We start from the raw sequence: 19,369 nt of genomic DNA on the forward strand, positions 1-19,369 counted from the left end.
AAGTTACGAAACACAGCACATGACATAATTTCATTTACAGCCCCAGATAGCCCGGTATTCCTTTAAATGGACTAAAAATCTGTAAAACAATTAAGATTACGAGCTATAATTAGTCTTTATTTTCGCAACAAACCTCCTTGATCAATTCAAACCTATGGATGCATATCATTTCAAGTGTGAAACCCTCTCTCTGCTGTTGACTCTCCGGTCTATGTAGCATAGAATACTTGCAAGAAAGCGAAAAAACCGATACAGCCCCAGTTTACGAAACCAGTTTAGGAATCCGAGGGATGTTTATGAATATCAAAACGATAGCGAGTTTAGCCGGCGTATCTGTAGCCACGGTGTCCAAGATTATCAATAACTATCCAGATATTAGCGAGGAAACGCGCCAGCGTGTGCTTAAAATTATGGAAGAGACAGGCTATCGTCCATCTTCTTCAGCCAAAACACTGGCAACCAAAAAATCCAGCCTCGTTGGCGTTGTGTTTGCAGGGAAGCTGAACGTGGATTTCAGCCACCCTTTCTTCGTACAGGTTATCAATGCGTTTAAGAAACAAATTGGCTTGCTTGGATACGATCTACTCTTCTTCTCGAATGAGAAGTTTCTGGATCAAGGTGAGGACTACTTGGCGAGATCCAAGTATTTTCAAGTGGATGGCTGTATTATTATTGCGGGGGATGAGGTCGAGAGCAGCATATTCGACCTGGATGCCAGCCCGATTCCTTGTATCGGAATAGATATCGAGCTAACAGGACAAAGCTCCTGTTACATCATGTCCGATAACGATAAGATCTCAACCAAAGTTGTAGAACAATTTTATATGAACGGTTATCGAGATGTTGGTTTTATCGGGCTGGAGCGCGCCTCTCTTGTGATGCAACAGAGAGAGATGGCTTTCAAACGTTCACTAAATCAGTTTAGTCTTGATGAAAAGTCCGAGTGGGTTGTATACAGCAAAGATTATGCCGCAGCGGATGGATACGAAGCGGCCAAGAAAATGCTCGCCTGCAAGACTCTGCCACGTGCCGTGTTTGCAGCCACAGATCTACTTGCCTTTGGAGCTATTCGCGCCTTTAAGGAAGTGGGGTTACGCATTCCAGAAGATATAGCTGTGGCAGGTTGTGACGACATCGAAGCCTGCCGTTATACCGATCCACCGCTAACAACCGTCAAGCAGGATACCGACAAAATCGGACGCCTTGCCGCCATGATTCTGTTTGATCTGATGAACAAACAAATGGATAATCGTTGCATTAAAGTAGAGCCGGAACTGGTTGTGCGTCAATCCTGTGGCACAGCCATGCTGCTGGCACAGGAAATCTGAGCGTTAAGTCCTTGGGACTGGCTGCTGCAGATCAATTCACATCATAGACATAGCGATTTTTCATAAAACTCCACATCAAGAAACGAAAAGGGGATGTCCCATAAGTCATGAATATGACAGGGGACATCCCTTGTTTGTGTTATTTTGTTTTAATGAACCTGAGACACGCTATTCGCTTCCATTTGCCGAGAAAGTTCCTGCTATCTGGAAGCGGCAGTAGGTAGCTTGCCCTCTACTGTCTGCAAGTCAGACCACCCCGGCCGATCAAGTTCGATTAGACGGCGGTATCGCTCTTCCCCAGCCAGCAATTGTTCGTGAGAACCTTGCATGGCAATCTTTCCATTTTCCATAAAAATAAGTTCGTCCATCTGTTCCGCACCAATCAGGTGATGGGTGACCCAGATCATCGTTTTGCCTTGCAAGTTGTCCAGGATGGTGCGCATCAACTCTCGTTCCGTCACCGGATCAAGCCCTACGGTTGGTTCATCCAATATAATAACAGGTGTCTCCCGAAGCAGTACCCGGGCCAGAGCGATCCGTTGCCTTTCCCCACCGGAGAAACGCAGGCCCGTCTCCAGCATTGGCGTATCATATCCCTGCGGCAAAGATTCAATTAGACCGGATAACCCTACTTGGGCGGCCACCTGACGAATCTCCTCATCCGTTGCATGTGGACGACCAATCCGCAAATTATTGGCTACCGTGGTGTCGAACAGGTGAGGACTCTGATTCAGCACTGCGATGACATCAGTGACACTCTCACCCAAGGTCTGCACAGGCATATTATTGATCAGAACTTTCCCCGCAGACGGAAGTAATGCCCCCTGAATCAGCTTCAACAAGGTTGATTTGCCGCCGCCGCTTCGTCCAAGAATAGCTAATCGTTTGCCTTGTGGCAGATGAAGGGATACGTCCTGTACGGCGCAGGAATCATCCGCTGCATAACGATAACTTACGCGATTAATCTCGATGTCTGCTCTGAGTTTGGGTGGAATGCGAAGACGAATTCGTCTGTCCGGGATAACATTCGCAGCTGGCAAGGACTCCGATGTCTGTCCGGCCATCACGTTGCCGTTTTTTACTACAGAGATCGATTCGCCCGTTCCACCCGCATCACCAACTCCATTCTGCAACGGAAGATAATCTTTCCCTTCGAGCTGCTTCAAGCGATCCAGTGATTCTCGGTACTGTGGAAGATGCTCCACCGCATCCCCTACAGGCAGAAGTGTTTCCGTGAGCGGGAATAACACCAATACAAAAGCAGCAATCATCACGGCAGGCAATTGCCCGATAGAAGCGACATTTCCGGCCCATAACGTAACCGATACCACCAGCAGGCCAATGACAGACTGAGCCATCAGATCACGCCAGCGTGTCCAGCGCCGCAACTTGCGACGAATCGCGTCGACCTGTTCCTCCGCTTCTTCCTGCTGCTGAACAAATTCCGCCGCTCGTCCACTTGCAAGCCAATCTCCCAGTCCAAGTACACCGTCGGTCAGACGGGTATACAACCTGCTGTTTTCCTTTTTCAGCCGTACACGCCATTTCCACGTCACTTTCAGGGAGATCGCAGGTAACACGGCAACGAGAAATAACATATACAAGCCCATCCACACCGCAAATCCCAGATCAACACTGCCAAAGGCAATCACAGCCCCACCGTACATCACAAGCGCGGTAACGGCGGGGAAGACTGTACGCAGATAAATATCCTGCAGCCGCTCCACATCATCGGCGAGTGCTCCAAGCACATCTCCGGTCTGCATACGAGAGCGCAGGAACAGAGCCTGTGGCTCCAGAATGCGATATAATTTCACCCGTTGATCGGCCAACACCCGCAGTACGGCATCATGTCCTGCCAATCGCTCGATATATCGAAACACGGCGCGGAATATCCCAAATGCACGTACACCAACAATGGGTACATACACCATCAAAATATTTTCAGGACGCAGCGCAGACTTGGAGATCAGAAATCCGGAGGTGAACAGCAGCAGTACCGCACACAGTGCAGCGCATGTACCCAGCGCAATAACTGCGATGAATCTCCAGCGGTACTGTGCCACATACGGAGCAATCCAGCTATTTTTTTCTTTTCCGTTACGGACGGTCTCCATATGCTCATATCCGGACTTCATTTTATATCGCCTCCATCTGGGCCTGAATCATCTGATAATATACACCTTGTCTTGCCAGCAATTCCTGATGTGTTCCCGTCTCTGCCACTGTGCCGCCATCCATGACAATAATCCGATCCATATGCGGCATCCAATGCAGACGATGGGTAGCCAAAAATACAAGTTTCCCTTCAAATAGCGGCAGCATCGTCTGTTTCAGTTCATACTCTGTCTCTACATCCAGATGAGCTGTCGGTTCATCAAGCAGCAGGATGTTTCGTTTACTAAGCAAGGCCCTTGCCAGCGCCACGCGTTGCTCCTGCCCACCACTGAGCTGTCTGCCACCAGCCCCAATGAGCTCATGCAGCCCACCGGATAGTGAAGACAGTAGCTTAGTTAATCCAGCTGCGCTAATGGCCTTCGCCACTTCCACATCCGATGCCTCCGGCATATAGAAACGAACGTTATCGGCCAGGCTTCCACTAAAGATATACGGATGCTGCGGGATAGCTGCCGTCTGTCTTCGCCAGGATTCAAGCATATCCTGTGTCACAGGCTGTCCGTTGGCTAATACTTGGCCTGAAGTAGGAAGCTGAAATCCAGCCAATACGTCAATCAACGTGGACTTTCCTGCTCCGCTGGCACCAATAATACCGATTTTGCCAAGACCCGTGATCTGAAATGTGACATCCTTTAGCGAATAAGGACCTTCATCATCATGCCGTACCTGTACATCCGTTAGTGCCAATCTGCTATTCTCATTCCAAGAGAACACCGAGGAAGAGGAAGAAACAAGCTCAGGAGTAGTAGAAACAGAAACAGAAGCAGAAGCAGGATCAGGAGCGAAATGCCCCGCAGCCATTTTATCATTCAACACGACACGTATGGTCGAAGTGCCTGCTTTCCTTTTACCCGAAGATAACGATGATGCAGATCCCGTCCCATCCTCTACCATGTCCGCATGCGCAACAACGTTTGCATAAGCTTCTTTCTGTTTCCGTTCAGCAGCTTTCCCCCGTTCAATCACCTGATTAATGGCCGCTCCGGCTTCCTTACCGTCCAATGTGGCATGATAATCAGCGCCGAGCATACGTACAGGCAGGAAATATTCAGGTGCCAAGATCAGTACCGTCAGCGCAGGGCCAAGTAGCATATGCCCTTCCGTCAGACGTAATCCCAGACCAACTGCTACGGAAGCAACGGACAACATCGTAAAGAAATCGAGTGCAAACGAAGAAAGAAAAGCCATGCGCAGCGTAGACATCGTTGCTTTCCGATACCGCTGACTGACCCGCAAAATGGACCCTTCGTGTGTTTTGCTCTGTCCCAATGTTTTTAGCGTCTCCAACCCACGCATGGTATCAACAAAATGGTTAGCGAGTGCTTTGTAGGATCTGAATTGTCCGTCTATCTTACGCTGGGTTGCGAGGCCAATCAGAATCATGAACACGATCAGAATCGGTAGTGTCAGCATCAGAATAACCCCGGACATCAGATCCAGCTTGAATACATACAGCAAAATGACGATAGGTGTGAATCCTATGCCCAGCATGCGAGGAATGAATAGTTCGAGATACGTCTTGTATTGAGCTGTTCCCTCACGTGCCAGTGTGACCAGATGGCCTGTTCCCTCCGTCTTCGCATAACGCGGTCCAAGTCTGAACCACTGCTCCACCATCTGTCTGCGCAGATCAGTCCCTGTCTTCTCCGCATATCGTGAAGTCACGAGTTGTAACCAAAAGGATAGGGCGTAGCGGGCGGCAAAAGCAGCCAGGAACAGCAGCAGTACAGGATACTGCTCCGTTACGGATGAACCTTCAAACAATGCCGTGATGGCCTGTGCCAGCCATTTGGCTTGCATAATGGTCGTCATCGCCTGTAGCATCACCAGCGCTGATGCCAGCGCGAGTACAGGCCGGATGCCCGGCAGCTTCAGCAGCCCCCGTCCCATATCAGTACTCCAGGTGGTGCTGCTCGTTCAGACGTTTGCGGAAGATATAATAACTCCAGATCTGATAACCGAGAACAAACGGCAGCAATGTGCAAGCTACAATGGTCATTACTTTCAATGAATAAGCGCCGGATGCGGCGTTGTATACAGTCAGGTCATATGCCGCCCCAAAGGAACTCACCATCACTCTTGGGAAAAGTCCGATAAATACCGAGGCAAAGGCAATTGCAATCACTGCCCCTGTCATACCAAAAGCCCAGCCTTCACGCTTCTGACGAACAAAGTATGCCGCAAGTGCAAGCGAAACTGCGCCAAGTACAACCATGATCCAAAGAGCCCAGCCGCGTACGGCGAACACATCGGTCATGAAATACGTCATTAACGCGTAAACAGCGAGTAGTGCAGCCAGCGGCAGCATCAACTTTTGCGCTGTCTTCAAGGCACGCTCTCTGAGATCACCTACTGTCCGTAGTGAGGCAAACAGCAATCCATGCACCAGACATAACAGGGTTACGCTCAAGCCACCAATCACGGTGTACGGATTAACAATATCGAGGAATCCTGCACGCAATTGCATCTCCCCATCAATGGGCAGACCTTTCATCAACGTGGCAAAGACCACTCCGAACAGGAAAGGCAAGAGCGCGCTGGAGACCACAATGATGATGTCCCACGTTTTTCGCCAGCGCTGCTGTTTCATTTTACTGCGGAATTCGAAGGCAACACCGCGGCCAATCAAGGCGAGTAACACCACCACAAGTGGCAGGTAAAAACCACTGAACAACGTGGCATACCAGTGCGGGAAGGCAGCAAACATTGCTCCCCCCGCCGTAATCAGCCATACTTCATTACCATCCCAGAACGGACCGATTGAGTTAATCAGGGTCCGACGTTCACGATCTGTTTTGGCAATAATGCCTGTAGACATCCCCACACCAAAATCAAAACCTTCCAAAAAGAAGAAACCAACAAACAATACGGCAATCAGCAGAAACCACAACTCACTTAGTGACAACGGAATAACCTCCATCCACGCCGAACGGATCGGCCGATTCATCGTGATCTTCTGGCTTCTCGACCGCAAACGGTCCTGCTTTGATCTCACGTACGAACAGGTATACCATCACGATTCCGAGAACCGTATACGCAGCGGTAAAAGCGATGGTCGAGAACAGGATCATTCCTGCGGATACGTTCGGCGAGACCCCGGCTTCGGTTGTCATATAGCCAAATACTGTCCATGGCTGTCTTCCAACCTCGGTCATAATCCAACCTGACGTATTGGCGATAAACGGCAGGGAGATGGCGAACACCATCAGACGCATAAACCACTTTCCAGCGACCTCTAGCTTCTTACGCATGGCTAGGAATGTACCGTATAGCGCCAATGCAATCATTAAACCACCCGCTGCGATCATAATGCGGAAACTCCAGAATGTTGTCCGTACCGGCGGGATGTAGTCCCCCGGTCCATACGTCTGTTCATACTCAGCTTGAAGCTCCTTCATACCTTTGACACTACCGGAGAACTTGCTGTAGGACAGATAACTGAGCAATCCAGGGATTTTGATCTCACCCGTACTCTCCTGTTTATCCGGGTCAATAAAAGCGACCACCGTCCATGGCGCCGGATCTTCTGTCGTTGTCCATGTGCCCTCACTGGCTGCCATCTTCATCGGCTGTGTCTCCACCAGATATTGCGCCTGGAAGTGACCCGAGAATGCGACGCCGAATGAAGAAACAAGAGCGATAATGATCGCAATATTAAACGATTTGCGGAAGATCTCCACATCCTGCTTTTTCATCAATTTGTAGGCACTGATCCCGGTTACGACGAAGGCCCCTGTCATCAATGCCCCAAAGACTGTATGTGGGAACTCAACGAGAAGCTGACCATTTGTGATGAGTGCAAAAAAATCATTCATCTCGGCTCGGCCGTTGTTAATCTCAAACCCAACAGGATGTTGCATAAATGAATTGGCTGCCAGAATCCACAGCGCGGACAGGAATGTGCCGACAAACACCAGCCAGATGCAGGCCAGATGCACTTTTTTGGACAAACGATCCCATCCAAATATCCACAATCCAATAAATGTAGACTCCATAAAAAACGCCAGTAGCGCTTCAATAGCCAGTGGCGCACCGAATACGTCCCCGACAAATCGGGAGTACTCGGACCAGTTCATACCAAACTGGAACTCTTGCAAAATACCTGTGACTACCCCGACGGCAAAGTTAATCAGGAACAGCTTGCCCCAGAACTTGGCCATCGTTTTGTAGATCTCCTTACCCTTAACAACGTACAACGTCTCCATGATTGCAACCAACAGTACAAGACCGATGGATAGCGGGACAAAAAAGAAATGGAAAATCGTTGTAAGTGCATATTGGATACGCGATAACATAATCGGATCCATACCGTTACCCCTTCTTTCTGTTCACTTCGCAGTATGCGTATTTGGCATTGAAGCTGCACCTTCGCTGTCTGTCCGCCAAATACGTTGATGAACGTATTGTGCCAGATTACCTATTTTATACATGTGAGAATTATCACAATCTTCGTCTCTAAAGCAAAAAAAAGTGATCCTGGTCACACAAAAGATAAAATTCAGCCTATTATCACAGCTTGCCAACTGCATCTATTCATGGAAGATACTCATGTTTGGGACGGAATGCCCATATGTTAGTCTCAGGCATATCATGCGAAGTACCGTGAGGGCTTTACATATGAAGTGAAAGCATGAAGCACATGCAGAGCGAAGACGCTCCATATTACAGTTAAGGTGAGGTGAACTACTCATGGAAAAACCTGCACCACTACCAGGTGAAGACGCCGAAGCCAGCCTGGATAAGGCCAGTACAACACAGCCCCCTGTCCGGTATGTTCTCTTCCCTCGCAAAGGAGGCTGGTCATCCTTTCCCTATCCCGATATTGCTGCACTGCTGTCGATCGAGGGAGAGGTCTACTATGTCAGTAGCCTGACGCAAACAGAAGATGTACCTCCGGTCATTACCGTCATCTCCCTCCCTGAGGCTGAGCAGCTATTGCTGGAACCTCGCACCGTAGCCGTGGTCGCCCATCCCTACTGGCTAATAGCTACGGCTTCGCTGGAGCCTGAGCTATGTATTGCCCTGCTCCCTGAGCCTGCTGGAAACGAAGCAGAATCTCCGCTATGGGAGAGCAGTATTTCCAAACTGGTCGGCATCGCCGATCTGGTAGGCACATCCTCCGAAACACGTTATATGAAGCTGTTATTCCAAGGCGTACGTGTTATCTGGCTGGGCGGAGAAGACCCTGCACCTGCGGGTACGATGCAAAGGGATGATCTCGAAGTCCCTCTCCGGGACTACGAACTGCTCTTCTTGCATGCGCTGCGGCAGATCCTGTCAGGCACTCCAGATAGCGTCACCCTGCTTCAATGCAGTGTACGTGCCGACTTCTACCGTCAGCTCCGTGCCAAAGCAGGTGCACATGAGACGATATGCTTTTTGCTGGCAGCCTATGAGTACTTGCTTGAAGATCCGCGGGCCGTCCATTCGTTGCAAGAGGCCTTCACCCATGCGGTCATGAATGGTCGCAGTGATTGCGTGGTCTCCCATTATCGATTCCTGTCTGCCATCCATGCCCGGGCTGGACAGTTGGAGGACGCCCTGCGGGTGTATGGAATTAGTGCAGCAGATGAACAAGAACGGCATCATTATGAACAGTTATGTCGCTGGCTGGAGGCAGGAGAAGATCAACTTGTACGAGCGGAACTACTGCGTATGAATGATGATTACGGAAACGCCCTGCGTATCCTGGACGAACTTGGCGGAGAAACGGCGAGACATTGGAAATTCCGCATTTACCAGGAGACTGGACGTGTGGAAGAAGCACTGGCTCTGGTGCATGCAGTCGATATTCAGGATGATGCCAGTCGCCGGGATTACCAGCAATTATCCGGCAGTGCGCTGGCACTGCGAGGGGAACGACACGGGGCAGTCCGACATTTCCTTGAGACAGCACTGGAGGATGAAGATGCGCTGGTCCGGATTGTCGAGCTGGAGCTGTTGGATCATGCTATACAGCAATTGCTTGGGGAGGTGCCATGATGCTGGACCCAAAGAAGCGCAGACAACAGTTGAATGGACCAATGGTGCACAGGGATATCCGAACCGAAACCACTTACACGCCAACCGAAACAGTCGATCGAACACATACAGACGCATTGGAAAATGGAGATCACACCCCGGTTCATGCACAACCAACGCAGGACATCCGAAGCCAAGTGCATCACTGGAATGATTCACAAGGTCAGGCAGAACAGAATGCTGCTGTAACACATGAGGAAACAAGTATATTCAAAGAACCCTTCTCCATTCGTCGGGTTCGCAAAAACAAAGGCAACAAGCTGACCGCCATGCTCCAGGTTCGCAATGAACGCGGCCGATACCTTGAAGAAGTATTGCATGATCTGAGTGAGTTCGTGGATGAGATTGTCATTGTGGACGATGCCAGCACAGACGGAACACCGGACATATGCAAAGCCTATCCAAAGGTGGTCCGTCTGGAGGTATTGGAGAAACCACTGTTCGCCGAGGAATGGCGACTTCGCAACACCTTGTGGCAAGCGGCTGCGGGAACATGTCCCGACTGGTTGCTCTCAGTTGATGCGGATGAGCTGTACAGCTCAGAGGCCAAGAAAGCCATACGCACTCTGATTAATCAGGAGTACGCAGACTGGTTTGCATTCCGTTTCTACGACATGTGGGGTGGCCGGACCCACTACCGGGAAGATGATCTCTGGTGTCTGCATAAACGGCATACTGCTTCACTTGTACGATATATGCCTGGATATCCTTATTTTTATCCTCAACAGAATCATCATGTTCCCCGTCTTCCCTTGTCCTGCACGGTATTGCCTGGGGTCAGCACGGAATTGAAGGTTCAGCATCTCGGATGGGCAGGCAGTCTGGAGGACCGGGTTCGTAAATATTTGCGTTACAAGCGCATTGATCCTAGCGGTGAGTGGGGCAATCTTGCACACTACGAGTCGATTCTCGATCCGGAACCTCGGCTGATTCCCTGGAAGGAGGGACCGTGAGATGGGCGTGGTGAGTATTCTGACGCATAGTTTCACCGACGGGTACAACCGGGAATTCGGTCGTGTATTTGGTGGTGGACTGGAGCGATATATTCTGGATCTGTGCAGTGTCATCCGAGGACTCGGGCATATTCCCGAGGTTCATCAGCTCTCTTATTTTGAAGCATTCCAGACTCGGACGGAGCAGATTGACGTATTTGGTTATTCGTACGACATGGATAATGTACCGGAAGCCTTTGACCGGATGGCAGCAGCAGCGCGCGGCCCAGTGATCTATGCCAGCTGTCTGTGGCAACCCATCACCTACAAACCCGGCAGTCTTGGCATCTGTCACGGCATTAACTGGGATCGTCCCAGACTGCCACTGGAGACCAAACAACAAGTCGCGGAACATATTCAACTGGCTCTGGATGGACTCGTGCGCATTGTATCCGTGGATTCCCATTTCCAGACCTTTTGCCGGGCTGCGTGCACCTATACCGATCCAAGGCAGGTTGTCCTGATTCCCAATGCAGTGGATACATCCTATTTCACACCAGCCCCGCCAACGCGGACCTTCGAGCAGAAACAGGAAGACGAATGGCTTGTCGCATGGAAGAATGATCTGGCGAGTCATGAAGAAAGTGTTGGTGCAGTTATATCAGGAGTGCAAGCTGTAGAAGGCAAGGATGGAACGAGTGGTGATGGAGCGAACAGTGGTAAGGCTAACAGAGATGGAGGTGGAGATACAGATACAGATAGCGATCAAGAACAAGAGGGGAAAGAAACGGTAGATTTCCATTTACAGTTATCGAAACGGGAAGAAGTCAAGGCAGATGGCGTAACGTATAGGTTTGCTCATAATCACCGGAATTCAAAGGATTGGGCTACGGAGATTCTGGTAGAAGCAGATGCTGAGTATCAGGTTAATGGTCCGATTCAGGGACAGGTTGAAAAGAAAACTGTGGATGCCCGTATAACCTCTCCCCGCCCAATTCGCATTATCTATCCACGCCGCATCAGCATGGAACGGGGTATTATTCCAATGATGCTGGCAGCGGATAAACTACTTGGAGCCTTTCCAGATCTGGAGATTGAATTTGCCGGGGAACTGGTCGAAGGCAGCACGGTCGGGAGAGTCTTTCGTTACTGGCATCGTACTCATCCACATGCGGAGCGAATTAACCAGCGCACGTATGATTTCCGGGATATTCGGGAGGCCTACCATCAGGCAGATATCGCCGTAATTCCAACCGTGTTCTCGGAAGGCACCTCCTATGCCTGTCTGGAAGCGATGAGCTGTGGACTTCCGGTAATTGCCTCCAATGTTGGCGGATTGAATGATCTAATTCAGGATGGTTTTAATGGACTCCTGGTACCTCCTGGTGAGCAGGAACTAACCGCCGCACTGGTACGCCTTGTACAGGATCGGGCTGAGCGAGAACGACTGGGAATCTATGCGCGCGAGACTGCACTGTCCTATGATCTTGCCAGGTGGCGGAGCCGGTGGAGCACGGTGTTGGAATCTTTTTTGGCAGAGACAGGATTGAAGGAGGGAATTCGGGGATGATGGATACGCCCAAGGCAACGGAATTCATGGAATCAAGATACATTCGGCAAAGTGACCCTAAAACGGACACATTGGTCTTCCCGCTGCATCCGGCATGGTGGAGCCGTCCCTACGAATATGAATGGGCCCGGCGGTTTGCACGTCCAGATGATGTCGTCCTTGATGCAGCCTGCGGCATCTCCCATCCGTTCAAATTCTGGCTTGCAGAACACTGCCGTGAGGTTCACGCTTGTGACTGGGATGAACGTATTTTGTCTGAAGAGGCGATAAGACTGGATATTGTTTCTGATTTTGGCGAGCAAGCCGCCCAGGATCTGCCGGAATCAACTCTCGCCCGATTGCACCGTGCAAAGGCCAATCTGGCCCAGCTTCCGTACGAGTCGGGTAAGTTTGATCGGGTGTTCTGTATCTCTGTACTGGAACATCTGGATACAGGCACGATGCTGCGGGCGTTTCGGGAATTCGCCCGGGTACTGAAGCCAAATGGACAGTTAATCGCTACCTTCGATGTGCCCGAAATGCGGCCGGATCTGCTGGAAACGATTATGGCCGTCACCGGATTAACCATTGAAGATAAGCTGAATGTGAAAGAGCCAGACGATGCCATCTGGTCTGATATGTACGGCACGCCGATCCGCTGTTTTCGAGCGGTGATATGCAAAGGTTGAGACGAATTGGGTTACGTTGAGTTAAGTGCCGAGTGGAAGATTGAGGGCTTACGGGCTCGACCCATTAGCAACGGAACAATACACGGTTCGGGCAATGCTCCGATTATCGGTAGCTCCGTTGCTTTTGCAATTTCAATCGGATGGGCTAGTGCGGGAATATGTGGGGATGTAAAGGGGTTGGAGGTTCGGGACTAGGACTAGGACTAGGGATAAGAGATTAGTGATTAAAGATTAAAGATTAAAGATTAAAGATTAAAGATTAAAGGAAATTATAGGTGTACCAGTAGCATGTTGCACTGGTTGATGTATTCATCAGCAGAGGCTGCGCCGGGTGCTGTCAGGCGCAACAGGGTTTGCAGGCCCGGCGTGATTGTCGTCGCCGGGCGACCTGTGGCGGCAGGTTGCCGCGCAGAGAGTTGGGCCGATTCGGCCCATTCACGCGCCAGGTTCTGCCGCCCGGCGAGCAGCGCGAGCGTGCCCGCGAGGAGCGCGTGAGCGGTACGCTCCGAGGCGGGCACTTCGTCCGCGCGGGGCTGCTGCGCGCCGTCAGGCGTGCCGCATAGCGCAAGCAGCCCTTCGCGGACGCTCGCGGGTGCGCGCAGCAACCCGCAGCGTGCCGCAGGCGGAAGCGCTGCAAGCAACGCCAGCGCGCCGCGAGGCGGCAGGGCTTGCAGCAGGCGCAGCCATGCGGCCCAGGCGCCTACGCCGGCGAGCGCTTGCGCAGCCGCGAGCACGCCGCTAGGCGCGGGCGCGGCCGGGCCTGGCGTTGCGCCGCGGGACGGGCGCACGCTAGGCCGCCGCCGCCGGCCAAGGCCCCGCGCGGCGGCAACGCCTCAGCGGCGTGGGCCGCGGCGGGCAGCGCTGCCGCATGGCGAGCCGCCGCTCGGGCGTTGCGCCCGCCGGGCTGCTTGTGGCCCAGCGCCCACAGCGCTAGGGCCACCTCTGGCCCGTGCTGCACATGCGCCGCCCAGGGCTGCAAAGCCGCCCGAGCCAAGGCGTCCTGGCCCAGCTGGGCCAGCGCAAGCCCGGCGGCCAGCGGCTGTGCCCGCAGCGGGCCAGCAAGCGCCGCCGCATGGCGTAGCAGCCACTCCGGCCGATGCGCGGCAAGCGCGGCCGGGATCAACGCTTGCCATGCCGCAGACGGCAAGCTTACCCGGGCTGCGACGCTGGCGATGGCATGCGGCCGCCCTGTGGCTGCGGCCAACAACAACAGCCGTTGCCATGCAGCCATGCTGCCGGGTTGCAGGACCAACGCCGCCGTGTATGCGGCTTCTGCCTCTGCCCAGCGGCTAGCCCGCTCATATGCCATGCCTTCCAGTGTCAGGCTGCGGTAGGTTCCAGCACCAGAGACTGATGTATACCTGCTGGCTGTAGAAGCAGCTGATTTAGCCTGTTTTAACCAGTTCAAGGCCACATCCTCTCTCCCTTGATCCAGTTCTAGTACAGCACCAAGCTCCAACAAATCCGGGAAATCCTCATACACGGGCGCCCATGCTTCCACCACAGCAAGCGCCCGTTCTGGACTGCCAATCTCTCGCCAGGCGTAAGCCGTTTTCAGCACCAGATCCGAGTGATATCCACACTCCGGCGTAAGCTGTGCCAATAATGACTGCAACAACCGGAGTGCTTCGTCATACTTCGCTTGCTGAAACCATTCGGCGGCCAGAGCATATAACAACTCCGGTTGGTCGCCCTCCTGATTCAACGCGGAGCGAATCAATTGCATATTCCGTGCACCTTTATTTTTAGCGGTAATCACCTGCTCCAGATATCCGTAATGAATGACTTCAAGTCCAGAATGAAGCACACCTTGCGGAGCCAGTGCCATGATGGAAGAAGCAATCTCTTCATGAATTCTGCCCTGAAAAGCAATTCGGGGATCATTTCGGAACAAACGAACCACCGCATCCGTCACATGCTCTTCACCGGACACACCCAGCAGACTTGTGACCTGTATCCAGTATCCCCACACGTCATCCCTACTTGCCGCTAATAACCGCATGAGTTCTGTCTTCATCTGAGGGGTCTGTATCCATACCTCATCCGCATCAAGCACCAGAATCCACGGTTTCGTAGCAGCGGCCAGTGACAGATTACGGGCTTCACTGAAATCTCCGTTCCATTCCGTACGAATTACAACGGCACCATGGAGACGCGCAATTTCAGTTGTATCATCTATCGAACCTGTGTCTACAACGATGGTCTCATCCACAACATCCCTGACTGCTTTCAAACACCGCTGGAGTGACAACGCTTCATCCTTCACGATCATACACAAACTAATCCCTATACCCATATTCATCACCACCCCTCACCAACGGAGTTCAGCCCCACCCATTAGCCCGCTGAATTAAGTTGAACCCCCGTACCTGCCTGGATCCCCTCTCAGCTCTCAAACCCGTCCGCTCCCGGCAACTCCAGCCGAATATGCTGAACGACAGGCCAACAACGGTGCCGCTGTCCATCTACATGCTGAGCGAACACCTCCAGATGATGATCCGCAGCACTGACCAATCCTTTCACCAGCCAGCTTGTTCCCGTCAGGGTATCCGAAGCCCCAGGGAACGACTCAATGTCACTCACCCTCCCGTTTTCCTTTTTCCCTTCCATCTCTTTCTCCTTCTCTCCCATTCGAACGCTCTGTTCCACCGATAATCCTTCTCCAGCCAATTGCTGTCGACACATCTGAATTAGGCTATGCAGCTCTTTCCATCTCCCTGACTGTACACATCCTTCCATCATCAGTCCGAGCGCCTGCCAGCCATCATACTCTGCTCCTGCAACCGTTCCGTCCATACCGGAGTCCGTGTCCTTCTTCTTTGTCGCTCTCAGACCAGCAATTCGTCCTGTCTGCACAGCAGGTTCCTTATTCGTTACTGCCCCAGCCTGAGAACTACGCTTCAACCACAAGGTCAATGGATCATCTCCGTTGGCTTTCTTCCCCTCGATCCACTCCAAACGTTCGAGCCATCGTGCAGACGAGATCGCGAGCAGCCCTTTTTTCCGCTGCACAGGTTCCAATTTCAGACGCGCCTTGTTCCATCTTCCCTGTTGGATTTGGAGCATCGACTCCGCCACAGATAAACGCTTTTTCATCTCTGCGGAGGGTTGTGAGGATATACCCGATAACAATTGCAGAGCCGCATCATAACAACGAGATTGCTCCAGAATACCCAATACTTTGTGTGTAGCCTCTTCCGAACTGAGTGCAAAGCGCTCCCTCACCAGCTCTGGAATCTGATGTTCCTGCCCGGAGACTCGCATAATTCGGAATATCCGATAGAGCGGCGGTAACAGACTCGATTTGGCACGTACCGCTTCCACGTAAGCATCTACCGCACCCTCCAGATCTGCCCTTCCTTCCAGTAATCGTCCTAACGTATACCACGTCTGATAGGTGCCGATGCCTTCTTCCGTATGATATATGGGTGGGGGTGGTCCCATGCGGACAGCTTCACGCAGCGAATACTCTGCCCGATCTGCATCACCCAAGGCGTCTGCACATACCCCGCGATGGTGCATCAGATCCGTGTACTCTGGAAAGAGTTCAAGCGCAGCATCGATGCGATCTAATGCCTCCTGCCAGCGATTCAGGTGCTGGAGACAACGAATTTCATATTTGAACAGCAAATGCGCGTAACTGGTCACCGCAGGATCAATCCCCATCCGAGCCACACCAAACGTCTCCAATGCCCGCTCCGCTTCCCCCACACGCAGATACTCGACAGCCAGATTATAATGATGGAACGGTTGATCCGGTTCTTCCTCCACTGCCTGTTGCAGCAGGCGAACATTACGGTTCACCTTATCTTTGCGCTCCACAATCGCCGTCTGATACCCATAATGATGGATGACCATGTCCGTCACATGAAAAGCAGCCTCTGGGTTCCTACGGCAAATCGCCGCGGCAATCTGCTCATGAATCCGACCTTCGAACCGATGCTCCGGGGCATTACGGAAGAGACGCAAAACCGGATTCACGGTAACCCCCTGCTGACCCGTACCTGTATAGTTATGAATGTTTAAAAACAATCCGTCACATCCGCTGACCGCCGTCCAGCTCCTGATCTGCTCCCGCGCAGCTCTATCGAGTGCCTCGTCCGCATCAAGAAAGAGAATCCAGTCGCCGGAAGCGCGCTCCAGGCCAGCATTCCGTGCTGCGGCAAAATCTTCGCACCACTCAAATCGCACAACCAACGCGCCATATTGCTGCGCAATCTCCGCGCTGCGATCCGATGAACCGGTGTCCACTACAATAATTTCGTCCACCGCTCCCTGGACACTGGCAAGACAATGAGGCAGCAACTCTTCCTCATCCTTCACGATCATGCATAGGGAAATTCGTTCCGCTCGCAAGCTGATTCCTCCTTTCCTTTGCATGGAAAAGCGTACGCCACGGCATACCATCGGTCGTTCGCAGCCTTTGTTCCAGTGCATTATGTTGTGCAGTGAGTACACCTGAAGAAGGAGATCGAACCAATTCCTGCCGAATCGCCTCCATTGCCAATCGCATGTAACATACAGCTGCTCCAACTCGGGCCTGCCACATATCAGGCTCCCGCTCCAGAGCCTGCTCGAACAGAGACAGCGCTTGATCGTTGTGGCCTTTTGCATACAGCGTTTCACCCAGCCAGAATAACCCTTCGGCATCCAGCTCACTCTCGGTCATGCACTGAATCAGGATGTTCGCGGCTACCATGGTATACCCGTGACGATACAGCAGACTTGCAAACTTTCGCCTTCGAGTTAAAGTCGTTCCCCAATGATCACACATCATCATGGCCCGCAACTCATGCAGTTGCTCAGCAAGTGTGAGCTGTCCTGTCTTTACGGCTTGCTGCACAACCTTCTCTGCTACCATTTCTGCCTGCGGACCCCATTGAATAAGCTTCTGTTCTTGTGACGCAGGTTCCATGCTTCGCGGCTCTTTCGATAGCTGATCCAGCAGTCGATCCATGACCTTCCAAACGTTCTTTTCTTGTGGAAGCGTAGTTGCGAGGAACGCCTCGGATAATCTTAATCCGTTGGCCCAACAAGCCAGTGCCCAATCCATTCTGTGCTCAGCCAGCAGATTAACTTCATGCACACCCCCCACGCTCCAGTGTTCTTCTGCCAGTTGCAGTGCTTCGGGAACCCTATTCGCACACAACATCCAATGTATTTGATCCGCTACATGAATACGAGCAGTACACGAATCTGCATCCAGCATTTTCAATGCCTGTTCATATGCTCCACAGCCTGTTAGAACATGAATCATTTGCACCAGATGATCCTCATTTGTCACTGCATATGAATGGGGCATTTCACCACGAATCAAATCACCGTGATCTAACTCTCCGATTCCTCTGCTTCTGGTAAGTAATGTTTCTGCTATGTTCTCATCCGTTTCACCAGATTGTTGCAGCACGTCTGCCAACCCGGCCCATGCCGGAGCATATGTGAACATGCTGTCCAGAGCCAGCCCGTACAGATGTGCAGACTCTTTATAGAATCCCCGTTTCTGTGCAAGTCTTGCCATCGCAGTATAGGCTCTGTAACTGTTAGAACCCGCTTCCGTTACATATGACGCGTCTAACGTGCTACCGCCATCACTGTGTCCAACACGGTCTATTCCCTCCCGACAGTCCGTTGCTCGAGCATACGATTGATATGCACGCTCCTCCAAACCTTGCAGCTCCAACGTCTCCCCATACAACAGGTGCAGATCAGCATAAGATGGATAACGCTGTCTTTCCACAGCCAGAATTGCATGCGCCTCGTCGTAACGTTCCGATCCCACAAGAGTCTTTGCATAATCTCTAACCAGTGTAGGTCGATATGGTGCGAGCAACTCTGTCAGGTGTAATGATTCACTGAACGCTTCAATTGCCTTTTCGACCTCACCAAGCTGGCAATACGTTACTCCCAGATTGTACAGGTGAAAAGGCTGTGCAGGCTCATCTGCGAGTTCCCGCTCAATCAGTTTCAAATTACGTCTTGGCTTATGCTCTTGCGCAATCGTTGAAGCCAGATATCCATCATGAACCAGACATAGTGGAGCAAGCGGTTCAGTTTCGATCAATTGGCTTTGTTCTCCTGTACAGGTCTCGCTCTTATCCATATCACCAGCCACTTCTTGGACAAGCTCGCTTGGGCCACTACGAACCAATTGCTCATGAATACGCCCCTTGTATCGATATCCTTGATGAGCACGGAATAGTCTCACCGGCTGGGAGATTACCCTCTCTTCCACCCCTTCACCGTATCGATTCTCTATGGTAATACGTAATCTTGAAATGCTTTTATGGACTTTAGGTAAATAATTCAGCAGTTCTTCCAATCCCTGCGTAACGTACTCATCCGCATCCAAACACAGGACCCATTCCGTGCTCGCCAGAGGCAGACTGATATTTCGTGCATGGGCAAAGTCATCTTGCCAGCAGGCGTGCAACACCGTTGCTCCGTATAATCTAGCGATCTCGGGTGTACGGTCAGATGAGCCAGTATCGGTGATAAAACATTCCATGCTGATATGCTTCAAGCTGTCGAGACAGCGGGGCAGGTGATGTTCTTCATTTTGCACAATCATATGAATTCCAAGTAAACGGTTCTTCAAATGCAACCACCTCCAATACAAAAAAGTACATGAAGTCCACCAAAGGAACTCCATGTACCTATATGACAAATAAATGG

The 19,369-nt window shown here is 51.7% G+C and carries 13 protein-coding genes; 5 read left to right on the forward strand and 8 right to left on the reverse strand.

Features of this window, described 5'->3' with window-relative positions:
• Positions 1-296: 296 nt before the first annotated feature.
• A complete protein-coding gene (locus MKY01_RS30105; protein WP_076320341.1) occupies positions 297-1,328 on the forward strand; it encodes a LacI family DNA-binding transcriptional regulator in 1,032 nt (343 codons plus the stop codon).
• Positions 1,329-1,528: 200 nt separating this feature from the next.
• Here the strand turns inward: MKY01_RS30105 and cydC are convergent, their stop codons facing one another.
• From cydC to MKY01_RS30125, 4 genes are read right to left on the reverse strand one after another with little or no spacing between them, the layout of a single operon-like run.
• Positions 1,529-3,466: a thiol reductant ABC exporter subunit CydC gene (gene cydC / locus MKY01_RS30110; RefSeq protein ID WP_339284654.1), complete on the reverse strand. Its 1,938-nt coding sequence runs from the start codon at positions 3,464-3,466 to the stop codon at positions 1,529-1,531.
• 1 nt (position 3,467) lies between these two features.
• Entirely contained in the window at positions 3,468-5,396 is a 1,929-nt protein-coding gene (locus tag MKY01_RS30115) for an ABC transporter ATP-binding protein/permease (protein ID WP_339284656.1), read from the reverse strand.
• A gap of 1 nt (position 5,397) precedes the next feature.
• Positions 5,398-6,453 (reverse strand): cytochrome d ubiquinol oxidase subunit II, encoded by a 1,056-nt coding sequence (cydB, locus tag MKY01_RS30120; protein ID WP_244898245.1) that lies wholly within the window; start codon positions 6,451-6,453, stop codon positions 5,398-5,400.
• Positions 6,398-7,813 carry a cytochrome ubiquinol oxidase subunit I gene (locus MKY01_RS30125; RefSeq protein WP_253503991.1) on the reverse strand — a complete coding sequence of 472 codons (1,416 nt, stop codon included), beginning with the start codon at positions 7,811-7,813 and terminating at the stop codon, positions 6,398-6,400. Before MKY01_RS30125 ends, cydB begins: the two co-directional genes overlap by 56 nt.
• A 382-nt stretch (positions 7,814-8,195) precedes the next feature.
• Between MKY01_RS30125 and MKY01_RS30130 the strand changes: the two genes are divergently transcribed.
• Genes MKY01_RS30130 through MKY01_RS30145 form a run of 4 tightly spaced genes read left to right on the forward strand, consistent with a single transcriptional unit; the run spans position 8,196 to position 12,697 of the window.
• A complete protein-coding gene (locus MKY01_RS30130) occupies positions 8,196-9,488 on the forward strand; it encodes a hypothetical protein (RefSeq protein WP_339284657.1) in 1,293 nt (430 codons plus the stop codon).
• On the forward strand, positions 9,485-10,480 hold the full coding sequence (locus MKY01_RS30135) for a glycosyltransferase (protein WP_315371315.1): 996 nt from the start codon (positions 9,485-9,487) through the stop codon (positions 10,478-10,480). Before MKY01_RS30130 ends, MKY01_RS30135 begins: the two co-directional genes overlap by 4 nt.
• A 1-nt stretch (position 10,481) precedes the next feature.
• Positions 10,482-12,029, forward strand: a complete 1,548-nt coding sequence (locus MKY01_RS30140; protein ID WP_339284659.1) for a glycosyltransferase — start codon at positions 10,482-10,484, stop codon at positions 12,027-12,029.
• On the forward strand, positions 12,026-12,697 hold the full coding sequence (locus MKY01_RS30145) for a class I SAM-dependent methyltransferase (RefSeq protein WP_076251798.1): 672 nt from the start codon (positions 12,026-12,028) through the stop codon (positions 12,695-12,697). Before MKY01_RS30140 ends, MKY01_RS30145 begins: the two co-directional genes overlap by 4 nt.
• 269 nt (positions 12,698-12,966) lie before the next feature.
• On the opposite strand, the gene MKY01_RS30150 is transcribed toward MKY01_RS30145, so the two are convergent.
• From MKY01_RS30150 to MKY01_RS30165, 4 genes are all read right to left on the reverse strand, one after another.
• Positions 12,967-13,302 carry a hypothetical protein gene (locus MKY01_RS30150; protein ID WP_339284662.1) on the reverse strand — a complete coding sequence of 112 codons (336 nt, stop codon included), beginning with the start codon at positions 13,300-13,302 and terminating at the stop codon, positions 12,967-12,969.
• A gap of 95 nt (positions 13,303-13,397) precedes the next feature.
• A complete protein-coding gene (locus tag MKY01_RS30155) occupies positions 13,398-14,999 on the reverse strand; it encodes a glycosyltransferase family 2 protein (RefSeq protein WP_339284664.1) in 1,602 nt (533 codons plus the stop codon).
• 83 nt (positions 15,000-15,082) lie between these two features.
• The gene (locus MKY01_RS30160; protein ID WP_282319965.1) at positions 15,083-17,053 is read right to left on the reverse strand and encodes a glycosyltransferase; all 1,971 of its coding nucleotides are present in this window, start codon (positions 17,051-17,053) and stop codon (positions 15,083-15,085) included.
• Positions 17,010-19,292: a glycosyltransferase gene (locus MKY01_RS30165; protein WP_282319964.1), complete on the reverse strand. Its 2,283-nt coding sequence runs from the start codon at positions 19,290-19,292 to the stop codon at positions 17,010-17,012. Before MKY01_RS30165 ends, MKY01_RS30160 begins: the two co-directional genes overlap by 44 nt.
• Positions 19,293-19,369: the final 77 nt, after the last annotated feature.

This window comes from Paenibacillus sp. FSL R5-0486, assembly GCF_037975155.1.
Lineage (GTDB): Bacteria > Bacillota > Bacilli > Paenibacillales > Paenibacillaceae > Paenibacillus > Paenibacillus amylolyticus.